Here is a 22,303-nt window from a genome sequence, read left to right as displayed (position 1 = left end):
GTGAGTTGTCTTGCCACCGAATGACATAGCGATCATCGGACTCGCGTGCAGGTTCCCCGGCGCCGCCAACCCGCACGACTTCTGGTGCCTGCTGCGTGACGGGCTCGAAGTGTCCGACAGGGCGCTCGACGACGTCGCCGGATTCGATGCCGACTTCTTCAATATCTCGCCCCGCGAGGCCTGCGCACTGGACCCGCGCCAGCGGCTTGCGCTCGAATTGTCTTGGGAATTATTCGAAGACGCGTGCGTAGTGCCGGACACCCTGTCCGGCGAACGCGTCGCCGTGTACGTCGGCGCGACCAATGACGACTACTCCTACCTCACAGTTCGCGACGCGCCGGACAACCTCGATCACCACTCGTATGCCGGCATCAGCCGCGGAATGATCGCCAACCGAATCTCGTATACCTTTGGTTTACGCGGCAACAGCATGACCGTTGACTCCGGCCAGTCGTCGTCCCTGGTCGCCGTGCACCTCGCGTGCGAAAGCCTGCGCGCCGGCGAGTCTCCGTTGGCGATAGCCGGTGGGGTCAATCTCAACCTGGCTGACGAAACGGCACTGCTGGAAACGGAATTCGGGGCGGTGTCCAGTTCGGGCCACACGTATGCGTTCGACGCACGCGCGGACGGATACGTGCGCAGCGAAGGCGGTGGTCTGGTACTGCTGAAGCCGTTACGCGCCGCCCTTGACGACGGCAACCGGGTCCACGCAGTCATCCGCGGCAGTGCCGTCGGCAACGCCGGGCGCAGCACGGCCGGGCTGACGGTGCCGTCCGCCTCGGCGCAAGTCGACGTCATAACCCGCGCCCTGTCGACCGCCGGTCTAGAACCCAGCCAGATCCACTACGTCGAGGCGCACGGAACCGGCACCGAAGTCGGCGACCCCATCGAGGCCAAGGCACTCGGAGACGTTTTCGGCCGGCGTCGCCACCGTCCAGTCAGTGTCGGGTCGGTCAAGACCAACATCGGACACGCCGGAAGTGCATCGGGAATCGCAGGCCTCATCAAGACGGTGCTGGCACTCGAAAATGCTTCGGTACCAGCAAGTCTCAACTTTGCCAGGCCAAGCCCCGACGTCGATCTCGAAGACCTTGGACTGCAGATCAACACGACGCTGACGCCCTGGCCGGTGGGCGACGAACCCAGACGTGCAGGGGTGTCGTCGTTCGGAATGGGCGGGACCAATGCGCACGTGATCTTGGAGCAAGCGCCGGTGTTGGAAAGCGTTGCGGTGCAGCGCGACGACGGTGACATTGTGGTTCCGTGGGTGCTGTCTGCGCGTTCGCGGCAGGCCCTGGCGAATCAGGCGGAGCGGTTGCTGGGGTGGGTTGGTGCTGATGAGGCACTGCATCCGGCCGATGTCGCATGGTCGTTGGTGACGACGCGGTCGGTGTTCGAGCATCGGGCCGTCGTGGTGGGCGCCGGACGCACGGCGTTGCCGGGCGGACTAGCAGGTTTGGCGGCCGGTGAGCCCGCTGCGGGTGTGGTGGTGGGCCGCGTCCACTCGGCCGGCAAGACGGCGTTCGTGTTTCCCGGGCAGGGCTCCCAATGGTTGGGCATGGGATCGGCGTTGTATGGCCGGTTTCCGGTGTTCGCCAAGGCTTTCGACGAGGCCGCAGAGGCGCTGGACGGTCACCTGCGGTTGCCGCTGCGGCAAGTGATGTGGGGCAACGACGCCACGCTGCTGCAGAGCACGGAGTTTGCCCAACCGGCATTGTTTGCGGTGGAAGTGGCGTTGGCCGCATTGTTGCGGCACTGCGGTGTCGAGCCTGACGTCGTGATGGGCCACTCGGTCGGCGAGATCAGCGCGGCCTGTGTCGCCGAAGTGCTGTCGCTGGCCGATGCGGCGATGCTGGTCGCGGCGCGGGGCCGGTTGATGGCCGAGCTGCCGGAGGGTGGGGTGATGGTCGCGGCGGCCGCCGGTGAGGAGGAGGTGGCGCCGCTGCTCGGTGCGGGCGTAAGTATCGCGGCGGTCAATGGCCCTGATGCGGTGGTGCTTTCGGGTGAGGAGACCGCGGTGAACGCGGTCGCGGAGCGGTTGGCCGGGATGGGCCGGCGCACGCATCGATTGGCCGTGTCGCACGCGTTTCACTCACCCTTGATGGAACCCATGCTCGAGAAATTCGGTCGGGTCGCGGCCGAGGTGTCTGCTGCCGAGCCGCGGATCAATTTGGTGGCCAACGTGTCTGGGCGGCTGGCCGGCGCGGGATACGGGTCTCCCGAGTATTGGGTTGAGCACGTGCGCCGGCCCGTGCGCTTCGCCGACGGTGTGCGGGTCGCCGAATCGCTGGGTGCCGGGGTATTTGTCGAGGTCGGTCCGGGGGCCGGGCTGCCCGCTGCGATAGAGCAATCGTTGACCGCCGAGCAGCCGGTGCTGGTGGCGACCATGGCCAAGGACCGCCCAGAGATTGATTCATTGCTGATCGCACTGGGGCGATCGTTTACCAGCGGCCTGGCCGTGGATTGGCAGGCGATCTTGGCCGGTCTCGGCGCTCAGGTCGTCGGTCTGCCGACGTATGGATTTGCCCGGCAACGGTTTTGGCTGGGTAGGTCCGACGGCGAAGCTCTCACGGTGGCGAGTCCGTCGGCGGACCTGTCGATGCGATTGCAGGGGTTGGATCCCAAACAGCAGCATCGTCAGCTGGTGGAGCTGGTGTGCTCGCACTCGGCAATTGTGTTGGCGCACCCGAGCGGTCAGGACATCGACGCCGAACGAGCCTTCCAGGACCTGGGATTCGACTCGATGACCGGTGTCGAGCTGCGCAACCGCCTCATCGCCGATACCGGTGTGGCATTGCCGCGCACCTTGATTTTCGACTATCCCACCCCGACGGACTTGGCGGAACATCTCGGCCAATTACTGCTGCACGGTCGCCCAGAATCCGATGAAGAGAAGATCTGGTTGTCTCTGAGAACGATTCCGCTCAGCGAGCTGCGCAGGACGGGGTTACTCGACAAGCTGCTACACCTGGCCCGACGCACCGAGGCGTCCGATCCCGATCTCACCGTCACCGACGCCGTCATCGACTCACTGACACCTGATGACTTGATAGCAATGGCTCTCAACTCGGACGACGACAAAGCCGACGATCGGTGACCAGCCGCGCTCAGTGAACTGGCACTGAGTCGCTGATCTCCACGGTCATGCCCGGATGCGGCGACAGCGCGGCGAAGTTGACCGCCCGGATGCGCTGAGCTGGCAGCGTCAGCTTGGTCCGGGCAACCAACCGGGCCAACATCACGGTCATCTCGGTCGTGGCCATGAGCGATCCGATGCACCGATGCATGCCCCCGCTGAACGGGATGAACTCGTGTGGCGCCGGCTTGCGATACTCCGGGGAATCCGGATCCCACCGCTGGGGGCGGAATTCCGTTGGCGCCGGCCATACTTCGGGGAGCCGATGAGTGACGTATGCGCTGAACACCAGCAACCGGCCGGCAGGGATGCGATGCCCGTCGTAAGACAGGTCACGCATCACCCGGCGAGCCGAGATAACACCGGGGGAGTACAACCGAAGAGTCTCATGCACAACGCCATTGAGGTAGGTCAGCGCATCGAGGTCCGCGGCAGTCGGTGCTCTGTCACCGAGGACACGGTGCAATTCGGCGGCCGCGGCGTCCCAGGCGCCTGGCAGAGTCAACAGGGTATAGGCCGCCCAGGCCAGCGCGGCACTGGTGGTCTCGTATCCGGCGGTGATCATCGAAATGATTTGATCGCGAATCTCGTTGTCGCCCAGGGCATAGCCTTCTTCGCCACGGCCGTTGATCAACATGGTCAACATGTGGTCGTCGGGCCGGGGCGCTGATCGGGCGTCGGCGATCTGGGCGTCGACGAAATCGTTGATGCGCGCGCGGGCGGCCATGGCCCGCCGCCATGCCGGCGCGTTGAGCCGCCGCTGCACGTGCATCACTTGGGGTAGTTGATGAGTCATGTCCAGCAGCGGCTGAAGCTGTTGCCCCAGAAAATCCGAGTGGGCGGCCAGCCGCTGGCCGAACAGCGATTCGGCGGTGCTGCGCCGCACCGCGGAACGGAACTGTTGGTAGAGGTCCAACTGCTGCCCGTGTCGCCATGTATCGATGACGGCGTCGATATTGGACACCATGGTCTGCACGTAGTGCTGAATTTCGCGGTGCCGCAACCCAGGCGCCACCACGCTGCGACGCCGCCGATGGTCGTCCCCATCACTGACGATCAGCGCGGTCGGACCGTCGACGATCGCCAGGCTCTCAAACGTCTCCCGCCAGCTGAATGCATCGGCATTGGCGAACACGAACTTGTTCGCCTCTGCGCCCAGCAGATAGGTGTAGCCATGGCGTCCGACTCCGGAATTGATCACCGGACCACGGCGCCGGTGCAGCGCCAGCAACGCCTCGCCGGGCCAATAGCGCACCGTCCTATACGGTTGTTCCGCCATGGCTCCTCCTCGCGCGGTTGGAAACTTCGACGACGGCCGTAGCTCGACGCTGCTGGCAGGGTAACGTGCTAAGCCCATCACTCGAGCGATTCCGAAAGCTCTAGCCAGCGGCCCTCCGTCGCGGCGACCTCGTCTTCCAGGGCGCGCAACTCTTGGGTCAGCTTGCTGATGCCGAGATGGTCGGCCTGGTCATGCTCGGCCAATTCACTGTGCTTGGCGGCAATCCGGTCGGCGAGCCGAGCCAATTGGCGGTCGATTGACGTCAGTTCCTTTTCCGCGGCGCGTCGCTGCGCACCGGTCATAACCTGCGGCTCGGCCGCCGAAGGTGCCGGCTCTGTCGTGCGGCCGGTGGTGGCCGCCAGTCGCAGGTATTCGTCGATGCCACCCGGCAGGTGCCGCAATCGGCCGTCCAGAATCGCGTACTGCTGGTCGGTGACGCGTTCGAGCAGATACCGGTCGTGAGATACGACGATCAGGGTGCCCGCCCAGGAGTCGAGCAAATCCTCTGTGGCGGTGAGCATGTCGGTGTCCACATCGTTGGTCGGCTCGTCAAGCAACAGCACATTCGGTTCCGACAATAGCGTGAGCATCAGCTGCAGCCGGCGCTTTTGACCGCCGGAAAGGTCACCGACGCGAGCCGACAACTGGCCGCGGGCAAAGCCGAGACGTTCCAGCAATTGTGTCGGGGTGACCTCGCGGCCGTCGACCTGGTAGTCGCTGCGCAGCCGGCCCAGCACGTCGGCGATGCGGTCGCCGGCGAGCGCGGCCAGGTCGTCGCCTTGCTGGTCGAGTACCGCCAACCGAACGGTCTTGCCTCGCTTGACCCGGCCGGTGTCGGGTTGGACGGTTCCGGCAATCAACCCGAGCAGGGTGGACTTGCCCGCGCCGTTGGCCCCGACGATGCCGGTGCGTTCACCCGGGGCGATCCGCCATTCCACATCCCGCAACACCGGTCGGCCGTCGAAGGAGACCGTCACGTCGAGCAGATCGATGACGTCCTTTCCCAACCGGGCGGTAGCCAGCTTGGCCAGCTCCACGGTGTTGCGCAGCGGCGGCACGTCGGCGATCAACTGATTGGCGGCCTCGATTCGGAACTTGGGCTTCGAGGTGCGCGCCGGCGGGCCACGGCGTAACCACGCCAGCTCCTTGCGCATCAGGTTCTGCCGCTTGGCTTCAGCTGCGGCGGCCAGCCGGTCCCGCTCGACGCGCTGCAGCACATACGCGGCGTATCCGCCCTCGAACGGTTCGACGATCCCGTCGTGCACTTCCCAGGTCGTGGTGGCGACTTCGTCGAGGAACCAGCGATCGTGGGTGACCAGCAGTAGCCCGCCGGCGTTGCGGGCCCAGCGTTGGTTCAGATGGCCCGCGAGCCAGGTGATGCCTTCGATATCGAGGTGGTTGGTGGGCTCGTCGAGCGCGATCACATCCCATTCCCCGATGAGCAGTTGAGCCAGCTGGACTCGTCGTCGCTGACCACCGCTGAGCGTTGAAATCATTGCGTCCCAGCCGATGTCGGACACCAGGCCATTGACCACATCGCGGACGCGGGCCTCGCCGGCCCAGCGGTGCTCAGGCCGATCGCCGACCAGCGTCCAGCCGACGGTGTGGCCGGGATCCAGCGTGTCCGCCTGGCTCAGGGCGCTGACCCTTAAGCCGCTGCGCCGGGTGACCCGGCCGGAGTCCGGCCGCAGCTGGCCGGTGAGCAGCCGCAGCAGGCTGGATTTCCCGTCGCCGTTGCGTCCCACGATGCCGACGCGGGCGCCGTCGTTGACGCCGAGCGTGACCGATTCGAATACCACCTGCGTCGGATATTCCAGGTGTACGGCTTCGGCTCCGAGCAGGTGTGCCATCGCACCCAAATTACCGGCCGCCGAGGGGGACGGTCGTTGGGGCGGGCGCCTCGAACGCTATTAAGCCAGACCCCAAGGTCGACACTGAAGAGGTCGCCCGCCGTCGGTCATTCTGCCGGAACACGTTGCCCGCCGTGGCCGCATGATGCCCGGACCCACAACTCCGCGACCCTGCCGAAAAGTTTGAGTCGGTAGAGGCTGCTATACTCGAACACATGTTCGATGAGTCGGGTTCTGGTCGGTCGCAGGCGGAGCTGTTCGCGGTCTTTGATGAGATCTTTGAGGGCGCGACGCTGCGCACCCCGACGCCGGAATCGACAGCGTGGGTGCAGCGGGCGAGCGCGGCGGTGCGCGCGGAGAATCGGGCCGCTGCGGCGCAGTTGGTGGCGATCGGGGAGTTGTTCGCTTACCGGTTGGCGCAGTCCTCGGAGACCGACGATTGGGCGATCGACACCATGGAGGCGGTGGCCGCCGAGGTGGGGGCGGGGTTGCGGATCAGCCAAGGGTTGGCGGCCAGCCGGCTGCGCTATGCGCGGGCGATGCGTGAGCAACTGCCCAAGGTGGCCGAGGTGTTCATCGCCGGGGATATTGGTTTTCGGGCGTTTCAGACCATTGTGTATCGCACCGATCTGATCACCGACCCCGACGTGCTGGCCCGGGTGGATGCGCTGGTGGCCGCCAACGTCACGAAGTGGCCGTCGATGACTAATGCGCGGTTGTCGGGCAAGGTGGATGCCATCGTGGCCGCCGTGGATGCCGATGCGGTGCGCCGCCGCAAAGACGAGCAGGCCGATCGGCAGGTGTGGATCGGCGACGACCACGACGGGATCTCGCGCCTCGAGGGCAGCCTGTACAGCACCGATGCCCACGCCCTGGATCAGCGCTTGAGCGCGTTGGCGACCACGGTGTGTGCCCACGATCCGCGCACCCACGCCCAGCGCCGCGCCGATGCGCTGGGGGCGTTGGCGGCCGGGGCGGATCGGCTGGGCTGTCGCTGCCGGCGCCCGGACTGCGCCGCCGGAGGGCGCCGCCCGGCTTCCCCGGTGACCATCCACCTCATCGCCCCACCACCCACCCCCGACGGCGGCACTGCCACCACCACCTCGGGGTGGGAGGTCGGTGCCGACGGGCTGATCACCCCCGAACTCCTCCAGGAATTGGCCGCCACCGCCAAGCTGGTGCCACTGATCCATCCCGGGGACGCCCCACCCGAACCCGGGTATGTGCCCTCGGCGGCGTTGGCCGATTTCGTGCGGTGCCGGGATCTGACCTGTCGCTGGCCGGGCTGTGATGTGCCGGCCATGCGCTGCGATATCGACCACACCATTCCGCACGCCGCGGGCGGGCCCACCCACGCGGGCAACCTCAAGTGCTACTGCCGCACCCACCATTTGGTGAAAACTTTTTGGGGCTGGACCGAAAAACAACTGCCCGACGGCACGCTCATCCTGACCTCGCCCTCGGGGCAGACCCATGTCACCACCCCGGGTAGTGCGTTGCTGTTCCCCAGCCTGTGCCACGCCGTGGGTGGGATGCCCGCCGTCGAAACCGACGCCGCGCCGCCTGAGCCCTGCCCCGACCGCTCCGCGATGATGCCCAAACGCCGCCGCACCCGCGCCAAAGAACGCGCCTACCGCATCGCCACCGAACGCGCCCACAACCACGCCGCCCGGCAAGCCGAAGCTGAAGCCGCCGGACCCGCCCCACCCGAGGAACCACCACCCTTCTAACGGGCGGGCAATTACGCCGAGGCCACCGCGACGCGCAAACCGCCGTTCATCGCATAGCGCGTCTCGGAGAACATTGCGGAAGTCTCAGCCGGGCAGCCTCGGAAATGCCCTGAGAGCAAAACCGCGGGTCGCGCAGATGTGCCATGATGACCACGCTGTCAAGGACTGCGGAGAGCACCAGGAGCAGTAGTGGATCTCAATTTGTCGGTGGTCACACGACCCGTCGAGCGTCTGGTTGCTACGGCACAGAACGGTTTGGAAGTCCTGCGGTTGGGCGGCTTGGAAACTGGCAGCGTCCCGTCGCCATGCCAGATCGTCGAGAGCGTACCCATGTACAAGCTCAGACGGTACTTCCCGCCGGACAGCCGGCCCGGGCAACAAAAAGTAGGCCCACCGGTGCTCATGGTGCACCCGATGATGATGTCGGCCGACATGTGGGACGTCACCCGTCAGGACGGCGCAGTCGGGATTCTGCACGCCAACGGGCTGGATCCCTGGGTCATAGACTTCGGCTCACCCGACAAGGTCGAGGGCGGCATGCGCCGCAATCTGGCCGACCACATCGTGGCGCTCAGCCAGGCGATTGGCACGGTCCGGGACGCCACCGGCCAAGACATTCACTTGGTCGGATATTCGCAAGGCGGAATGTGGTGCTATCAGGTCGCGGCGTATCGCCGTTCCAAACACATCGCCAGCATCGTCACGTTTGGCTCGCCGGTGGACACGCTGGCCGCGTTGCCCATGGGATTGCCAGCGAACATGGCTCCCGCCATTGCAGATTTCATGGCCGATCATGTTTTCAACCGCTTGAGCATCCCAAGCTGGATGGCGCGCACCGGTTTTCAGATGTTGGACCCGCTCAAGACGGCCAAGGCCAGGGTCGACTTCGTTCGTCAACTGCACGATCGCGAGGCGCTGCTGCCGCGCGAACAGCAGCGCAGGTTCTTGGAGCGCGAAGGCTGGATCGCCTGGTCTGGACCGGCGATCTCCGAGCTGCTCAAGCAGTTCATCGCCCACAACCGGATGATGACGGGTGGCTTCGCCATCAACGGGCAGATGGTGACGCTCACCGACATCACCTGCCCGGTACTGGCCTTCGTCGGCGAGGTCGACGACATCGGTCAGCCGGCGTCAGTGCGCGGCATCCGGCGCGCCGCCCCCAACGCTGAAGTGTTCGAATACTCAATCCGCACAGGACATTTCGGTCTCGTCGTGGGAACCAAGGCGGCCAAGGAAAGCTGGCCGACGGTTGCACAGTGGGTGCGGTGGGTCTCCGGCGGCGGCGACAAGCCGGCAAACATCGACCTGATGGCCGACCAGCCGCAGGAGCACAACAACGAGAGCGGGGTGGCATTCAGCTCCCGGCTCGCACACGGCTTGGGTGAGGTTTCCGAGGCCGCTCTGGCGTTGGCGCGTGGTACGGCCGAGGCGGTCGTCGCGGCCAACAAGTCGATGCGAACCCTGGCGGTGGAGACGGCCCGGACGTTGCCGCGGCTGGCCCGGCTGGGACAGCTCAACGACCACACCCGTGTCTCACTGGGACGCATCATCGACGAGCAGGCACACGACGCCCCGCAGGGCGAATTCCTGTTGTTCGACGGGCGCGTGCACACCTACGAGGCGGTCAACCGGCGGATCAACAACGTGGTTCGCGGCCTGATCGAGGTCGGGGTGCGGCAGGGCGACCGGGTCGGCGTGCTGATGGAGACTCGGCCCAGTGCGCTGGTCGCGATCGCCGCGCTGTCGCGGCTGGGAGCCGTCGCGGTGGTGATGCGGCCCGACGCCGACCTCGCCGCAATGATCCGGCTGGGGGGAGTCACCGAGGTCATGACCGACCCCACCAACCTCGACGCCGCCCGTCAACAACCCGGGCAGGTGCTGGTGCTGGGTGGTGGAGAGTCGCGCGATCTGGACCTTCCCAAGGACGCGGACGTCATCGACATGGAAAAGATCGACCCCGACGCCGTCGAACTTCCCGCGTGGTATCGGCCAAACCCGGGGCTGGCTCGTGACCTGGCGGCCATCGCCTTCACCTCGGCCAGCGGCGAGCTGGTCGCCAAGCAGATCACCAACTACCGCTGGGCAGTGTCTGCCTTCGGAACGGCTTCGACCGCCTCGCTGGACCGCAAGGACACTGTGTACTGCCTCACACCGCTGCACCACGAATCGGCGCTGTTGGTCAACCTGGGTGGCGCCGTCGTCGGCGGTACCCGCATCGCCCTGTCGCGGGGCCTGCAGCCGGACCGGTTCGTCCAGGAAGTACGGCAGTACGGCGTCACGGTCGTCTCGTACACGTGGGCCATGCTGCGAGAGGTCGTCGACGATCCGGCGTTCGTCTTGCAGGGCAATCATCCGGTGCGCCTGTTCATCGGCTCGGGGATGCCGACCGGCCTATGGGAGCGGGTGGTCGAGGCGTTCGCGCCCGCTCACGTCGTCGAATTCTTCGCCACCACAGACGGACAGGCGGTGCTGGCCAACGTTTCCGGCGCCAAGGTCGGCAGCAAGGGGCGCCCACTGCCGGGTGCAGGCCGCGTCGAGCTCGCCGCATACGACGCCGAACATGACCTGATCCTGGAGGATGACCGCGGCTTCGTTCAGGTCGCCGACGTCAACCAGGTCGGTGTCCTACTTGCCCAATCCAACGGGCCGATCGACCCGACCGCATCGGTGAAACGCGGCGTGTTCGCACCCGCAGACACCTGGATATCCACCGAGTACCTGTTCCGCCGGGACGAGGACGGCGACTACTGGCTGGCGGGCAGGCGCGGTTCGGTGATCCACAGCAAGCGCGGGATTGTCTATCCCGAGCTGGTCACCGACGCGCTGGGCTGCATCAATGGCGTCGACCTCGCGGCGACCTACAGCGTGGTGGTGCGGACCCAACAGGTGGCGGTTGCGGCGGTGGCGCTGCTGCCGGGGGCGACCATCACGGCCGCCGGATTGACCGAAGCCGTCGCCAACATGCCCGTCGGGCTCGGGCCCGACATCGTCCACGTCGTGCCGGAACTGCCGCTGAGCCTGACCACCTACCGTCCCGACGTCAGTGCGCTGCGGGCGGCCGGAATTCCCAAACCGGGACGCCAGACGTGGTACTTCGACGCAGGCGGCAAAGAGTTCCGGCGGTTGACTCCGGCGGCGCGCTCAGAGCTGTTGGGGGAGCATCGGCGAAGCGATGCTTGACGATTCGCTGCTGAGCATCCTGGTGTGCCCCGCCGACCGGGGTCCGCTCGTGTTGATCGACGACGAACTTCTGTACAACCCGCGGCTGCGGCGCGCCTACCGCATCGAGGACGGCATTCCGGTGCTGCTCATCGACGAGGCCCGCGACGTCGACGACGACGAGCATGCCCGGCTCATGGCGCGAGGCCGTCCGGTAGATCCCCGGTGAGATAGCGCTGCAAGTTCGGCGCGATGGTGTGCACGATCTGCTCGGCCGGCAGCGACGCAAACGGCTCGATCTTCACGATGTAGCGCGCCATCACCACGCCCATCAACTGGGATGCGACGAACTGCGTGCGGATCTTGCCGGTCCCGGGCGGATTGTCAACGCGTGAGCCCACTTCCACGCTGATGACCTCCTGCAGGAAGGAACGCGCCAGACCGACGTCGGAGCCCGAGATCAGCGAGCGCAACGTCGCGATCAGCCCGGCGCCCAGTTCGGAGTCCCACAGCGGCAGCAACAACGACGGCAGCTTGTAGCCGAGTTCGTCGACCGGGGTTTCCCGCATCGGCAGGATCACTTCCATCGGATCGATCGGAAGGTGGATCGCGGCCGCGAAAAGCTGCTGCTTGGTCCCGAAGTAGTGGTGCACCAGCGCGGCGTCGACACCGGCCTTGGCGGCCACGGCTCGTATCGAGGTTCGGTCGATGCCGTTGTGCGCGAACAGTTCCCGCGCGCTGACGAGGATACGTTCGCGGGTGTCGGAGTTACCGGCCGGGCGCCCCGGGCGTCGACGAGTTGCTTTGGTAGTCAACGCGTTACGGGGTCCGTCTGCGTAGCGTCGCGGCCGCCAGGCACAGCGCTGCGAGGGCAAACGCCAGCACCACGACGATGTCGCGCACGGCGGTGTAGGTCAGTTCGGGGTGTGCGCCGACCTGTTGCAGAGCCTCCAGCGCGTAGCTGGCCGGCATAGCGTTGCTGATCCATTCCAGCCAGTGTGGCATCAGCGCGCGCGGGACGATGATGCCGGCCAGCAGCAGTTGCGGCACCATCACCAGCGGGATGAATTGCACGGCCTGAAACTCGGTGCGGGCGAAGGCGCTGCACAGCAGCCCGAGCCCCACGCCAAGGATCGCGTTCACGATCGCTATCACGAAAACCCACAGGGGGCTCCCCGCGGTGGTGAAGCCCAGCAGCCAGAAGGAGACGAGGCAAGCCACCGTGGCTTGTGCGGCCGCAGCAATCGAGAACGCGGTGCCGTAGGCCAGCAGCAGGTCAGGCCTGCGCAACGGCGTGGTCAGAATGCGCTCCAAGGTTCCCGAGGCCCGTTCGCGCTGCATGGTTATCGACGTGATGATGAACATCACGAACAGCGGGAAGAGACCCAGCAGGATCAGGCAGGCATTGTTGAACGGCGTCGGCGCGCCGGGCCGGTGCGGGGCGTTCTCGAACATGAAGTACATCAGCGTGATGACCAGGACAGGCACCAGCAGGATCATCGCGACGCTGCGGTGATCGCCGGCCAGCTGACGCAGGATCCGCGTCGTGGTGGCCGTATACGGCTTCAGTTGCGCCGCAAGCCCTACCCGGCTTGGAGCTCGGTGCTGCGTCGGATGATGGATAGAAACGCTTCCTCCAGTGACGTGCATCCTGTGTCCTCTCGTAGCTGGGTCGGGGTGGTGTGGGCGACGAGGTGGCCCTCGCGCATCAGCAGCAGGTCGCCGCAGTGGTCGGCTTCGTCCATCACGTGGCTGGACACCAGCAGGGTGGTGCCGCCCTCGGCGAGGTCGCGGAACTGCTTCCAAAGGTCTACGCGCAGCACGGGATCCAGGCCCACGGTGGGTTCGTCCAGCACCAGCAGCTCGGGCTGGCAGACCAGGGCGCAGGCCAGCGACACCCGGGTGCGCTGACCGCCGGACAGATTGCGGCACAACGCCGTTCGATGGTCGGTCAGGCCCACCCGATCGATGGCCGCGTCGGCGGCGTCGGCGTTGAACCCGTACAGCGATGCGAAGTAGCGGACGTTGTCGACGATCCGCAGGTCGGGGTAGATGGTCGGGTCCTGCGGAAGGTAGCCGACCCGGTGGCGCAGCTCCGCGGTCCCGGCCGGGCGACCGAGCACGGTGACCGTGCCGGAGGCGATGATCTGAGTGCCGACGATGCTGCGGATCAGGGTGCTCTTGCCGCAGCCAGAAGGCCCGAGCAGACCGGTGATGGTGCCACGGGCGATGTCGACCGAGAAGTCGTGCAGCGCGGGGCGTTTCCCGCGGATCACCCTCAGGTGCTCGATGCTGACGGCCGGACCATTGCCATTCGTAAATAATTCATCAGATGATGAAGTCATCATGCGATGAATAATTGCCCCTTGGCCGAGCGTTGTCAAGGGGCGGGCAGAATCTGACCGGTGAACGCCGCGCAACTCGACGTCGACCCGGTGGCCGCCGCGCATCGACTGCTGGGCGCCACCCTCATCGGGCGAGGCGTACGCGCCACCGTCGTCGAAGTCGAGGCCTATGGCGGGGTTCCCGACGGTCCCTGGCCGGACCGCGCGGCTCACTCGTACCGCGGTCCCAACGGCCGCAACGCCGTGATGTTCGGGCCGCCCGGGCGGTTGTACACCTACCGCAGCCACGGCATCCATGTCTGCGCCAACGTCGCCTGCGGGCCCGACGGCACCGCAGCCGCGGTGCTGCTGCGGGCGTGCGCCATCGAGGACGGCCTGGACATTGCCCGTTCCCGCCGCGGAGAGCTGATTCGTACCGCAGGGCTGGCCCGGGGCCCGGGCAACCTCTGCTCGGCCTTGGGAATCACCATGGCGGACAACGGGATTGACCTGTTCGACCCCGACAGCCCGGTAACGCTCGAGCTCAACGAGCCGGTTGCCGCGGTGGCGGGCCCGCGCGTCGGGGTCAGCCAGGCCGCGGACCGGCCGTGGCGGTTATGGCTCGCGGGTCGGCCCGAGGTGTCGGCGTACCGGCGAAGTCCGCGAGCGCCCGCCCCGGGCGCCAGCGACTAGAGTTCTGCGCGATGTCTGAGTCAACCGGGATCGTCGACGAGCTGAGCTGGCGCGGCTTGATCGCGCAGTCCACCGACCTCGAGGCGCTGGCCGAGCAAGCGCAGCGGGGGCCGATGACGGTCTACGCCGGCTTCGATCCCAGCGGGCCGAGTCTGCACGTCGGGAATCTGCTGGCCCTGCTGTCGCTGCGGCGGTTTCAACGCGCCGGTCACCGTCCCATCGTGCTTGCGGGCGGTGCCACCGGCCTGATCGGTGACCCGCGCGAGGTCGGCGAGCGCAGCCTCAACGAGGCGGACATTGTCGCCGAATGGACCGAGCGGATCCGTGGACAGATGGAACGCTTCTTCGACTTCGACGACTCACCGACCGGAGCGGTCGTCGTCAACAACGTCGAGTGGACCCGCGCCATGTCCACCATCGACTTCCTGCGCGACGTCGGTAAGCACTTCTCGGTCAATGTGATGCTGGATCGCGACACCATCCGGCGGCGCCTGGACGGCGAGGGAATCTCCTACACCGAATTCAGCTACATGCTGCTGCAGGCCAATGACTACGTGGAATTGCACCGGCGGCACGGCTGCACGCTACAGATCGGCGGTTCGGACCAGTGGGGCAACATCATCGCCGGTGTGCGCCTGGTCCGCCAGAAACTCGGCGCGACCGTGCATGCACTCACCGTTCCGCTGGTGACCGCAGCCGACGGCACCAAGTTGGGTAAATCGACCGGCGGCGGCAGCATGTGGCTGGACCCGCAGATGACCAGCCCGTACGCCTGGTACCAGTACTTCGTCAACACCGCCGACGCCGACGTGATCCGCTTTCTGCGCTGGTTCACGTTTCTGTCCGCCGACGAGGTGGCCGAGCTGGAGCAGGCCACCGCCGAACGCCCGCAGCAGCGTGCGGCCCAGCGCCGGCTCGCGGCCGAGCTCACCGCGCTGGTGCACGGGGAGGCCGCCACCGCAGCCGTCGAGCACGCCAGCCGGGCCCTGTTCGGCCAGGGCGAGCTGGCGCGCCTCGACGAGGCGACATTGAGCGCGGCACTGCGCGAGACGCCGGTCGCCGAACTCAAGCCCGGCAGTCCCGACGGAATCGTCGACCTCCTGGTGGCCAGCGGCCTGTCCGAAAGCCGGAAAGCGGCGCGACGCACCATCGGCGAAGGCGGTGTCTCGGTCAACAATGTCCGGGTCCAAAGCGACGATTGGGCCCCGCAACCGTCGGACTTCCTGCACGGCCGCTGGTTGGTGTTGCGGCGCGGCAAGCGCAATATCGCCGGGGTAGAACGGGTCGACTGAGCTGCCCGTAACCTTGACGAAGTGGGTGACGACAGGCGTGGTGAGCGACGGCCGCGGGCGGGAGGCTGGTCTGGTCCCGGTCGGGCGCGGCCGGTCCAGCCCCAAAGCGGCCCAGCCGACGGCGATCGCTCCGTCGAGGAGGGGCCGCCGTTACCGCCGGGGGTGGATGCCAGGCAACTGGCACCCGAAATCAGGCGCGAACTGAGCACCTTGGGCCGTGCCACCGCCGAAGTGGTGGCCTGCCATCTCGTCGCTGCCGGTGAGCTGATCGACGAGGACCCGCACGCCGCCCTGAGCCACGCACGGGCGGCGCGGGCCAGGGCCACCAGGATCGCGGCGGTCCGCGAAGCCGTCGGGATCGCGGCCTACCACTGCGGCGACTGGGCACAGGCGCTGGCCGAATTGCGCGCCGCCCGAAGAATGGGCAGCAAGTCGTCATTGCTGGCGCTGATCGCCGATTGTGAACGCGGGCTCGGGCGTCCGCAACGCGCCATCGAACTGGCCCGTGGACCCGAGGCGGCCGAACTCGATGGGGACGACGCCGACGAGTTGCGCATCGTCGCCGCCGGCGCCCGCGCGGACCTGGGGCAGCTCGAGCAGGCGCTGACAGTGTTGTCCACGCCGCAGCTGGATCCGGCCCGCACCGGCTCGACGGCTGCGCGGCTGTTCTACGCGTACGCCGACACGCTGCTGGCGCTTGACCGCAAAGACGAAGCGCTGCAATGGTTTCTGCGCGCGGCCAGCGCCGATATCGATGGCGTCACCGACGCCGAACTACGGGTCAGCGAGCTCGGGTGACAAGCCTTGCGCAGCAATACGATTGCCTGCTGATCGACCTCGACGGCACGGTGTTTCGCGGCCGTCGGCCCACCGATGGCGCGGTGCAGTCGTTGGCCGAGGTGCACAGCCGCAAGCTGTTTGTCACCAACAACGCGTCGCGCAGTGCCGAAGAGGTCGCCGCGCACCTGGGTGAACTCGGGTTCACTGCCTCCGGCGACGACGTCGTCACCAGTGCGCAAAGCGCCGCCCACCTGCTGGCGGGGCAGCTGGCACCGGGTTCGCGGGTGCTGGTGGTGGGCACCGAGGCATTGGCCGACGAGATCACCGCCGTCGGTCTGTGCCCGGTGCGCCGATGGGACGACGAGCCGGTCGCCGTCGTGCAGGGCCTGTCCACCAGCATCGGCTGGCCGGAGCTGGCCGAGGCGGCGCTGGCGATCCGCGGTGGTGCCACGTGGGTAGCCGCCAACGTCGACCCGACCCTGCCCACCGAACGTGGACTGCTGCCCGGGAACGGGTCCTTGGTGGCCGCCCTGCGCACCGCCACCGGTTCGGAGCCGCAGGTGGCGGGCAAGCCTGGGCCGCAACTGATGACCGATGCGGTGAGCCGCGGCGATTTCCGCGCGCCGTTGGTGATCGGGGACAGACTGGACACCGACATCGAGGGGGCCAACGCCGCCGGCCTGCCCAGCCTGATGGTGCTGACCGGGGTCAACAATGCGCGCGACGCCGTCTTCGCCGAACCCGTGCACCGGCCCACCTATATCGGTCACGACCTGCGTTGCCTGCACCAGGACGCCGAGCTGCTGGCGATCGGACCGCAGCAGGACTGGCACGTCGACGTCGGCGACCACGCGGTCACCGTCAGCACCGGCGGCGACCAGGACGGTGACGGCTTGTCGATTGTGCGTGCCGTCGCCCACGCGGTGTGGGAAGCGGACCGATCGGTGCAGATCGAGGCTGGCGATGATCGCGCCCGCGACGCGCTGCGCCGTTGGTCCCTGGTGCGCGCCGACTAGCCGATGACTAGCGTATTAACGCAATGACTATCGATCCCGATCAAATCCGCGCCGAAATCGAGGCGCTGATGGCTCAGCTACCCGATCCCGGCCATCCGGCCGACGACGAGAATAAGCCGACTCTCGAACAGCTCGAGGAGATAGCGCGCCGGCTTTCCGAGGCGCACGACGTGCTGCTGCGGGCGCTGGAGTCGGCGGAGAAGGGCTGAGTGGGCAAATGCCTCGGCGTGCCCGCGTCGATGCCGAATTGGTCCGGCGCGGCCTGGCGCGATCCCGCCAACAGGCCGCGGAACTGATCGGCGCCGGCAAGGTGAGCATCGACGGCCTGCCAGCGGTCAAGCCGGCCACCGCCGTCGCCGTCACGGCGACGTTGACGGTCGCGGACGATGGCGAACGTGTCTGGGTGTCGCGCGGAGCGCACAAGCTTATCGGCGCGTTGGACGCTTTCGGCATTGCCGTCGACGGTCGGCGCTGTCTGGACGCCGGCGCGTCCACTGGCGGATTCACCGAGGTGCTGCTGGACCGCGGTGCCACCGAGGTCGTCGCCGTCGACGTCGGGTACGGGCAGCTGGCGTGGTCGCTGCGCAGCGATCCGCGGGTGACCGTGGTCGAGCGCACCAACGTCCGCGACCTGACGCCTGAGACGATCGGCGGGCAGGTTGACCTGGTGGTGGCGGACCTGTCGTTCATCTCCCTGGCCACGGTGTTGCCCGCGCTGGCTGGATGCGCTTTGCCTACCGCCGATATCGTTCCCATGGTGAAGCCGCAGTTTGAGGTGGGCAAGGGCCAAGTCGGTTCCGGCGGGGTGGTCTACGACGCGCAATTGCGAGCCGGCTCGATGCTGGCCGTGGCGCGCCGCGCCGGCGAGCTGGGTTGGCACACCGTCGGTGCGACGGCCAGTCCGCTACCGGGTCCGTCGGGCAATGTCGAATACTTCCTGTGGCTGCGCGCCCAAACCGATCGCGCGCTGGTTGGCGACGGGCTCGCGGACGCCGTTCGGCTGGCTGTCGAGGAGGGCCCGCGATGAGCGACCGCACCGTCCTGCTGATCGTGCACACCGGACGCGACGAAGCCACCGACACCGCACGACGCGTCGAGAAAGTGTTGGGCGACAAGGGAATTGGCTTGCGCTTGCTATCCGCCGAGGCGGTCGACCGGGGATCGTTGCACCTGGCTCCCGACGATATGCGCGCACTGGGCGTCGACATCCAGGTGGTCGACGCCGATTCGCACGCCGCCGAGGGCTGCGAGCTGGTGATCGTGCTTGGCGGCGACGGCACCTTCTTGCGCGCGGCCGAGCTCGCCCGCAATGCGGGCATACCGGTGCTGGGCGTTAATTTGGGCCGGATCGGCTTTTTGGCCGAGGCCGAGGCCGAGGCCATCGATCAGGTGCTCGAGCACGTCGTCGCCCGCGACTACCGGGTCGAAGAGCGGCTGACGCTCGATGTCGTGGTGCGCCACGAGGGCCGGGTCATCGAGCAGGGCTGGGCGCTCAACGAGGCCAGCCTGGAAAAGGGTCCACGGTGGGGCGTGCTCGGAGTGGTCGTGGAGATCGACGGCCGTCCGGTGTCGACGTTCGGCTGCGACGGGGTGCTGATATCCACGCCGACCGGATCGACCGCCTACGCGTTCTCCGCGGGCGGACCGGTGCTGTGGCCCGACCTGGAAGCGATTCTGGTGGTACCCAACAACGCTCACGCGCTGTTCGGCCGGCCGATGGTCACCAGCCCCGACGCCTGCATCGCGATCGAGACCGAGGCGAGCGGCCACGACGCCCTGGTGTTCTGCGACGGCCGGCGGGAAATGGTGATACCGGCCGGCGGGCGGCTCGAGGTGACCCGCTGCGCCACCCCGGTCAAATGGGCGCGCCTGGACAGCGCGCCGTTCACCGACCGCCTGGTGCGCAAGTTCCGGTTGCCGGTGACCGGCTGGCGCGGGAAGTAAATGCTGACCGAGATCCGCATCGAGTCGCTGGGCGCGATCAGCGTCGCGACGGCCGAGTTCGATCGCGGTCTGACCGTGCTGACCGGCGAGACGGGCACCGGCAAGACCATGGTGGTGACCGGGCTGCACCTGCTCGGCGGTGCGCGCGCGGACGCCACCCGGGTGCGCTCCGGCGCAGACCGGGCTGTCGTCGAAGGTCGTTTCACCACAACCGATCTCGACGACGCCGTGACGGCACGACTGGATGCGATTCTGGACTCGTCGGGCGGCGAGCGAGACGAGGACGGCAGCGTGATCGCGCTGCGCTCGGTCAGCCGCGACGGGCCTTCCCGGGCGTATCTGGGCGGCCGTAGTGTGCCGGCCAAGTCGTTGAGCGGTTTCACCACCGAGCTGCTGACGCTGCACGGACAGAACGACCAGCTGCGGTTGATGCGGCCCGAGGAGCAACGCGGTGCGTTGGACCGTTTCGCCGGCGCCGGCGCGGCGGTGGAGCGCTACCGCAAGGTGCGTGAGGCATGGCTGACGGCGCGACGCGACCTCAGCGACCGTCGTAGCCGCGCAAGGGAACTCGCCCAAGAGGCGGACCGGCTGAAGTTTGCGCTCAACGAGATCGACACCGTCGACCCGCAGGCCGGTGAAGACGAGGCGTTGGTCGCCGACATCATCCGGCTCTCCGAACTGGACACGCTGCGCGAGGCCGCAAATGTTGCGCGCGCCGCGCTCTCCGACGACGAGTTCGGGGCGACCGACAGGCTGGGGCGCGCAAGGGCAGCACTCGAATCGACCGATGACTCGGCGTTGCGTGCGCTGGCCGATCAAATCGGCGAGGCGCTCACGGTGGTCGTCGAGGCGAACCGCGAACTCGGCGACTATCTGGAAGCGCTGCCAGCCGACGCCAGCGCGCTCGAGTCAAAGCTGGCCCGTCAAGCCGAATTGCGCTCATTGACCCGCAAATACGCCGCCGACGCCGACGGGGTGCTGCGGTGGGCGGCCGAAGCGCGGGAACGGCTGGCGAAACTCGACGTCACCGAGGAGGGGTTGGCGGCCCTGGAACGTCGCGTCGACGAGCTGTCAGGTGAATTAGCCCGAGCCGCAGACGATCTCAGCAAGATGCGCCGCAAGGCCGCCAGGCGGCTGGCCAAAGAGGTGACCGCAGAGCTATCCGCGTTGGCGATGGGCGACGCCGAGTTCACCATCGCCATCACCACCGATACCTGCGGCCACGACGACGCGGCCGCGCTTGCGCTGCCCGCCGGCGAAGTGGCGCGGGCCGGCGGCGACGGGGTGGACCAGGTCGAGTTCGGCTTCGCCGCACACCGCGGCATGACGGTGCTGCCACTGGCCAAGAGCGCGTCCGGCGGCGAGCTGTCGCGGGTGATGCTCGCGTTGGAAGTGGTGCTGGCTGCGTCGGCGACCGGTACCACGATGGTGTTCGACGAGGTCGACGCCGGCGTGGGCGGCCGGGCGGCGGTGCAGATCGGGCGGCGGCTGGCGCGGCTGGCCCGCACCCACCAGGTCATCGTGGTTACGCACCTGCCTCAGGTCGCCGCATACGCCGACGTGCACCTGGTGGTGCATGCGGGGCCCAAGGGCGCCAGCGGCGTGCAGCGGGTGACCGACGACGAGCGGGTGGCTGAGCTGGCCCGGATGATGGCCGGGCTCGGCGAGTCCGACAGCGGCCGCGCACACGCCCGCGAGCTGCTCGACACCGCCCAGAGCGATCTCGCTTAGAGCCCTTCCCGCGAGCGCGCGCAAATGTACGCCAAATACCGCCAAAACGTGTACATTTGCGCACCCTCGTCGCAATCGAATTGTGACAGATGTGACACTAGATAACTTATGAGGCAGATGTTACGGCGCGCCTCCCGGCCAGCGCCCCGCTTCACGGACAGAATCGCACCCCATGAGGATGTCCACGCTTCTGACTCGCAACCCCACTCGTCCAGGTATCGTCGGTACCGCGCGGGTGGATAAGAACATCGACCGATTGCTGCGTAGGGTCTGCCCCGGTGACATCGTGGTCCTCGACATCCTGGACCTAGACCGCATTACCGCCGATGCGCTCGTCGAGGCCGACATCGCGGCCGTCGTCAACGCATCGCCGTCCGTTTCCGGCCGCTACCCCAACATGGGGCCGGAGGTGCTGGTCAACAACGGGGTCACCCTGATCGACGAAACCGGGCCGGACGTCTTCAAGAAGGTCAAGGACGGCGCCAAGATCCGCCTGCACGAGGGCGGGGTGTACGCCGGTGACCGCCGCCTGGTCCGCGGTACCGAGCGCACCGACCACGACATCGCCGACCTGATGCGGGAGGCCAAGAGCGGACTGGCCGCGCATCTGGAGGCGTTCGCCGGCAACACGATTGAGTTCATCAAGAGCGAGAGCCCGTTGCTGATCGACGGTATCGGCATCCCGGACATCGATGTCGATCTGCGCCGCCGGCACGTGGTGATCGTCGGCGACGAGCCCACCGCCGCCGACGACCTGCGAGCCCTCAAGCCGTTCATCAAGGAATACCAACCGGTGCTGCTCGGCGTGGGAACCGGTGCGGACGTGTTGCGCAAGGCCGGTTATCGCCCGCAGATCATCGTCGGCGACCCCGATCAGATCAGCACCGACGCACTGAAATCCGGCGCGCAGGTGGTGCTGCCCGCCGACGCCGACGGGCACGCCCCCGGCCTCGAGCGAATCCAGGACCTCGGTGTCGGTGCGATGACTTTCCCCGCCGCGGGCTCGGCAGTTGACCTGGCGTTACTGCTGGCCGACCATCACGGCGCCGCGCTGCTCGTCACCGCGGGTCACACCGCCAACATCGAGACGTTCTTCGACCGCACCCGCACCCAGAGCAACCCGTCGACCTTCCTGACCAGACTGCGGGTGGGCGAGAAGCTGGTGGATGCCAGGGCCGTCGCCACCCTATACCGCAACCACATGTCGGGCGGAGCGATCGCACTGCTGGCGCTGACGATGCTGATCGCGGTCATCGTCGCCCTGTGGGTGTCGCGTACCGACGCCACCGTGCTGCATTGGCTGGTCGACTACTGGAACCGCTTCTCCTTCTGGGTGCAGCACTTGGTGTCTTAGTCAGGACGGTGCGTT

General features: G+C 67.3%; 18 protein-coding genes. 13 read left to right on the top strand and 5 right to left on the bottom strand.

The window, feature by feature from the left end:
• The first annotated feature begins 10 nt into the window (after window positions 1-10).
• Window positions 11-3,097 (top strand): type I polyketide synthase, encoded by a 3,087-nt coding sequence (locus tag AC5Y2L_RS10810; RefSeq protein WP_499935686.1) that lies wholly within the window; start codon window positions 11-13, stop codon window positions 3,095-3,097.
• Between the two features lie 10 nt (window positions 3,098-3,107).
• Here the strand turns inward: AC5Y2L_RS10810 and AC5Y2L_RS10805 are convergent, their stop codons facing one another.
• Together AC5Y2L_RS10805 and AC5Y2L_RS10800 are read right to left on the bottom strand one after the other, a co-directional pair.
• Window positions 3,108-4,391, bottom strand: coding sequence for a cytochrome P450 (locus AC5Y2L_RS10805; protein ID WP_499935802.1), 1,284 nt, complete (start codon window positions 4,389-4,391; stop codon window positions 3,108-3,110).
• Window positions 4,392-4,492: 101 nt separating this feature from the next.
• Window positions 4,493-6,265 carry an ABC-F family ATP-binding cassette domain-containing protein gene (locus AC5Y2L_RS10800; protein ID WP_499935685.1) on the bottom strand — a complete coding sequence of 591 codons (1,773 nt, stop codon included), beginning with the start codon at window positions 6,263-6,265 and terminating at the stop codon, window positions 4,493-4,495.
• A gap of 215 nt (window positions 6,266-6,480) precedes the next feature.
• Between AC5Y2L_RS10800 and AC5Y2L_RS10795 the strand changes: the two genes are divergently transcribed.
• From AC5Y2L_RS10795 to AC5Y2L_RS10785, 3 genes are all read left to right on the top strand, one after another.
• On the top strand, window positions 6,481-7,995 hold the full coding sequence (locus AC5Y2L_RS10795) for an HNH endonuclease signature motif containing protein (RefSeq protein ID WP_499935683.1): 1,515 nt from the start codon (window positions 6,481-6,483) through the stop codon (window positions 7,993-7,995).
• Window positions 7,996-8,160: 165 nt separating this feature from the next.
• Complete coding sequence (locus AC5Y2L_RS10790) at window positions 8,161-11,175, top strand: acyl-CoA synthetase (RefSeq protein ID WP_499935801.1); 3,015 nt, start codon at window positions 8,161-8,163, stop codon at window positions 11,173-11,175.
• Entirely contained in the window at window positions 11,168-11,383 is a 216-nt protein-coding gene (locus tag AC5Y2L_RS10785) for a Trm112 family protein (protein ID WP_499935681.1), read from the top strand. The genes AC5Y2L_RS10790 and AC5Y2L_RS10785 overlap by 8 nt, the downstream gene beginning before the upstream one ends.
• Here the strand turns inward: AC5Y2L_RS10785 and AC5Y2L_RS10780 are convergent.
• Genes AC5Y2L_RS10780 through AC5Y2L_RS10770 form a run of 3 tightly spaced genes read right to left on the bottom strand, consistent with a single transcriptional unit; the run spans window position 11,349 to window position 13,502 of the window.
• The gene (locus AC5Y2L_RS10780) at window positions 11,349-11,969 is read right to left on the bottom strand and encodes a TetR/AcrR family transcriptional regulator (RefSeq protein ID WP_499935679.1); all 621 of its coding nucleotides are present in this window, start codon (window positions 11,967-11,969) and stop codon (window positions 11,349-11,351) included. The two genes, AC5Y2L_RS10785 and AC5Y2L_RS10780, sit on opposite strands and share 35 nt — an antisense overlap.
• Window positions 11,970-11,973: 4 nt before the next feature.
• Window positions 11,974-12,723, bottom strand: coding sequence for an ABC transporter permease (locus AC5Y2L_RS10775; protein ID WP_499935799.1), 750 nt, complete (start codon window positions 12,721-12,723; stop codon window positions 11,974-11,976).
• Between the two features lie 14 nt (window positions 12,724-12,737).
• Entirely contained in the window at window positions 12,738-13,502 is a 765-nt protein-coding gene (locus AC5Y2L_RS10770) for an ABC transporter ATP-binding protein (protein WP_499935678.1), read from the bottom strand.
• A 57-nt stretch (window positions 13,503-13,559) separates the two neighbouring features.
• On the opposite strand from AC5Y2L_RS10770, the gene AC5Y2L_RS10765 reads away from it, so the two are divergent.
• The 9 genes from AC5Y2L_RS10765 to steA all read left to right on the top strand — a co-directional run bounded on the left by AC5Y2L_RS10765 (window position 13,560) and on the right by steA (window position 22,288).
• Window positions 13,560-14,171 (top strand): DNA-3-methyladenine glycosylase, encoded by a 612-nt coding sequence (locus tag AC5Y2L_RS10765; protein ID WP_499935676.1) that lies wholly within the window; start codon window positions 13,560-13,562, stop codon window positions 14,169-14,171.
• Window positions 14,172-14,182: 11 nt separating this feature from the next.
• Window positions 14,183-15,463, top strand: coding sequence for a tyrosine--tRNA ligase (gene tyrS / locus AC5Y2L_RS10760; RefSeq protein ID WP_499935675.1), 1,281 nt, complete (start codon window positions 14,183-14,185; stop codon window positions 15,461-15,463).
• 21 nt (window positions 15,464-15,484) lie between these two features.
• On the top strand, window positions 15,485-16,261 hold the full coding sequence (locus tag AC5Y2L_RS10755; RefSeq protein WP_499935674.1) for a tetratricopeptide repeat protein: 777 nt from the start codon (window positions 15,485-15,487) through the stop codon (window positions 16,259-16,261).
• Entirely contained in the window at window positions 16,258-17,259 is a 1,002-nt protein-coding gene (locus AC5Y2L_RS10750; protein ID WP_499935672.1) for an HAD-IIA family hydrolase, read from the top strand. Before AC5Y2L_RS10755 ends, AC5Y2L_RS10750 begins: the two co-directional genes overlap by 4 nt.
• A 23-nt stretch (window positions 17,260-17,282) precedes the next feature.
• Window positions 17,283-17,468, top strand: a complete 186-nt coding sequence (locus AC5Y2L_RS10745; RefSeq protein WP_499935671.1) for a hypothetical protein — start codon at window positions 17,283-17,285, stop codon at window positions 17,466-17,468.
• A gap of 8 nt (window positions 17,469-17,476) precedes the next feature.
• Complete coding sequence (locus tag AC5Y2L_RS10740) at window positions 17,477-18,286, top strand: TlyA family RNA methyltransferase (protein WP_499935670.1); 810 nt, start codon at window positions 17,477-17,479, stop codon at window positions 18,284-18,286.
• Complete coding sequence (locus AC5Y2L_RS10735; protein ID WP_499935668.1) at window positions 18,283-19,203, top strand: NAD kinase; 921 nt, start codon at window positions 18,283-18,285, stop codon at window positions 19,201-19,203. Before AC5Y2L_RS10740 ends, AC5Y2L_RS10735 begins: the two co-directional genes overlap by 4 nt.
• A complete protein-coding gene (gene recN / locus AC5Y2L_RS10730; protein WP_499935667.1) occupies window positions 19,204-20,934 on the top strand; it encodes a DNA repair protein RecN in 1,731 nt (576 codons plus the stop codon).
• 172 nt (window positions 20,935-21,106) lie between these two features.
• Window positions 21,107-22,288 (top strand): putative cytokinetic ring protein SteA, encoded by a 1,182-nt coding sequence (gene steA, locus AC5Y2L_RS10725; protein WP_499935666.1) that lies wholly within the window; start codon window positions 21,107-21,109, stop codon window positions 22,286-22,288.
• The last annotated feature ends 15 nt before the right edge of the window (window positions 22,289-22,303 follow it).

Source organism: Mycobacterium sp. NGS66 (assembly GCF_059812225.1).
The sequence above is the reverse complement of the archived record's forward strand: the minus strand, read 5'-3'. Positions and strand labels throughout refer to the sequence as shown.

Coding starts and splice junctions, on each gene's coding strand:
- AC5Y2L_RS10745 (WP_499935671.1), top strand. CDS start 17,283: ATGACTATCGATCCCGATCAAATCCGCGCCGAAATCGAGGCGCTGATG.
- AC5Y2L_RS10800 (WP_499935685.1), bottom strand. CDS start 6,265: ATGGCACACCTGCTCGGAGCCGAAGCCGTACACCTGGAATATCCGACG.
- tyrS (WP_499935675.1), top strand. CDS start 14,183: ATGTCTGAGTCAACCGGGATCGTCGACGAGCTGAGCTGGCGCGGCTTG.
- AC5Y2L_RS10735 (WP_499935668.1), top strand. CDS start 18,283: ATGAGCGACCGCACCGTCCTGCTGATCGTGCACACCGGACGCGACGAA.
- steA (WP_499935666.1), top strand. CDS start 21,107: ATGAGGATGTCCACGCTTCTGACTCGCAACCCCACTCGTCCAGGTATC.
- recN (WP_499935667.1), top strand. CDS start 19,204: ATGCTGACCGAGATCCGCATCGAGTCGCTGGGCGCGATCAGCGTCGCG.
- AC5Y2L_RS10770 (WP_499935678.1), bottom strand. CDS start 13,502: ATGATGACTTCATCATCTGATGAATTATTTACGAATGGCAATGGTCCG.
- AC5Y2L_RS10785 (WP_499935681.1), top strand. CDS start 11,168: ATGCTTGACGATTCGCTGCTGAGCATCCTGGTGTGCCCCGCCGACCGG.
- AC5Y2L_RS10740 (WP_499935670.1), top strand. CDS start 17,477: ATGCCTCGGCGTGCCCGCGTCGATGCCGAATTGGTCCGGCGCGGCCTG.
- AC5Y2L_RS10795 (WP_499935683.1), top strand. CDS start 6,481: ATGTTCGATGAGTCGGGTTCTGGTCGGTCGCAGGCGGAGCTGTTCGCG.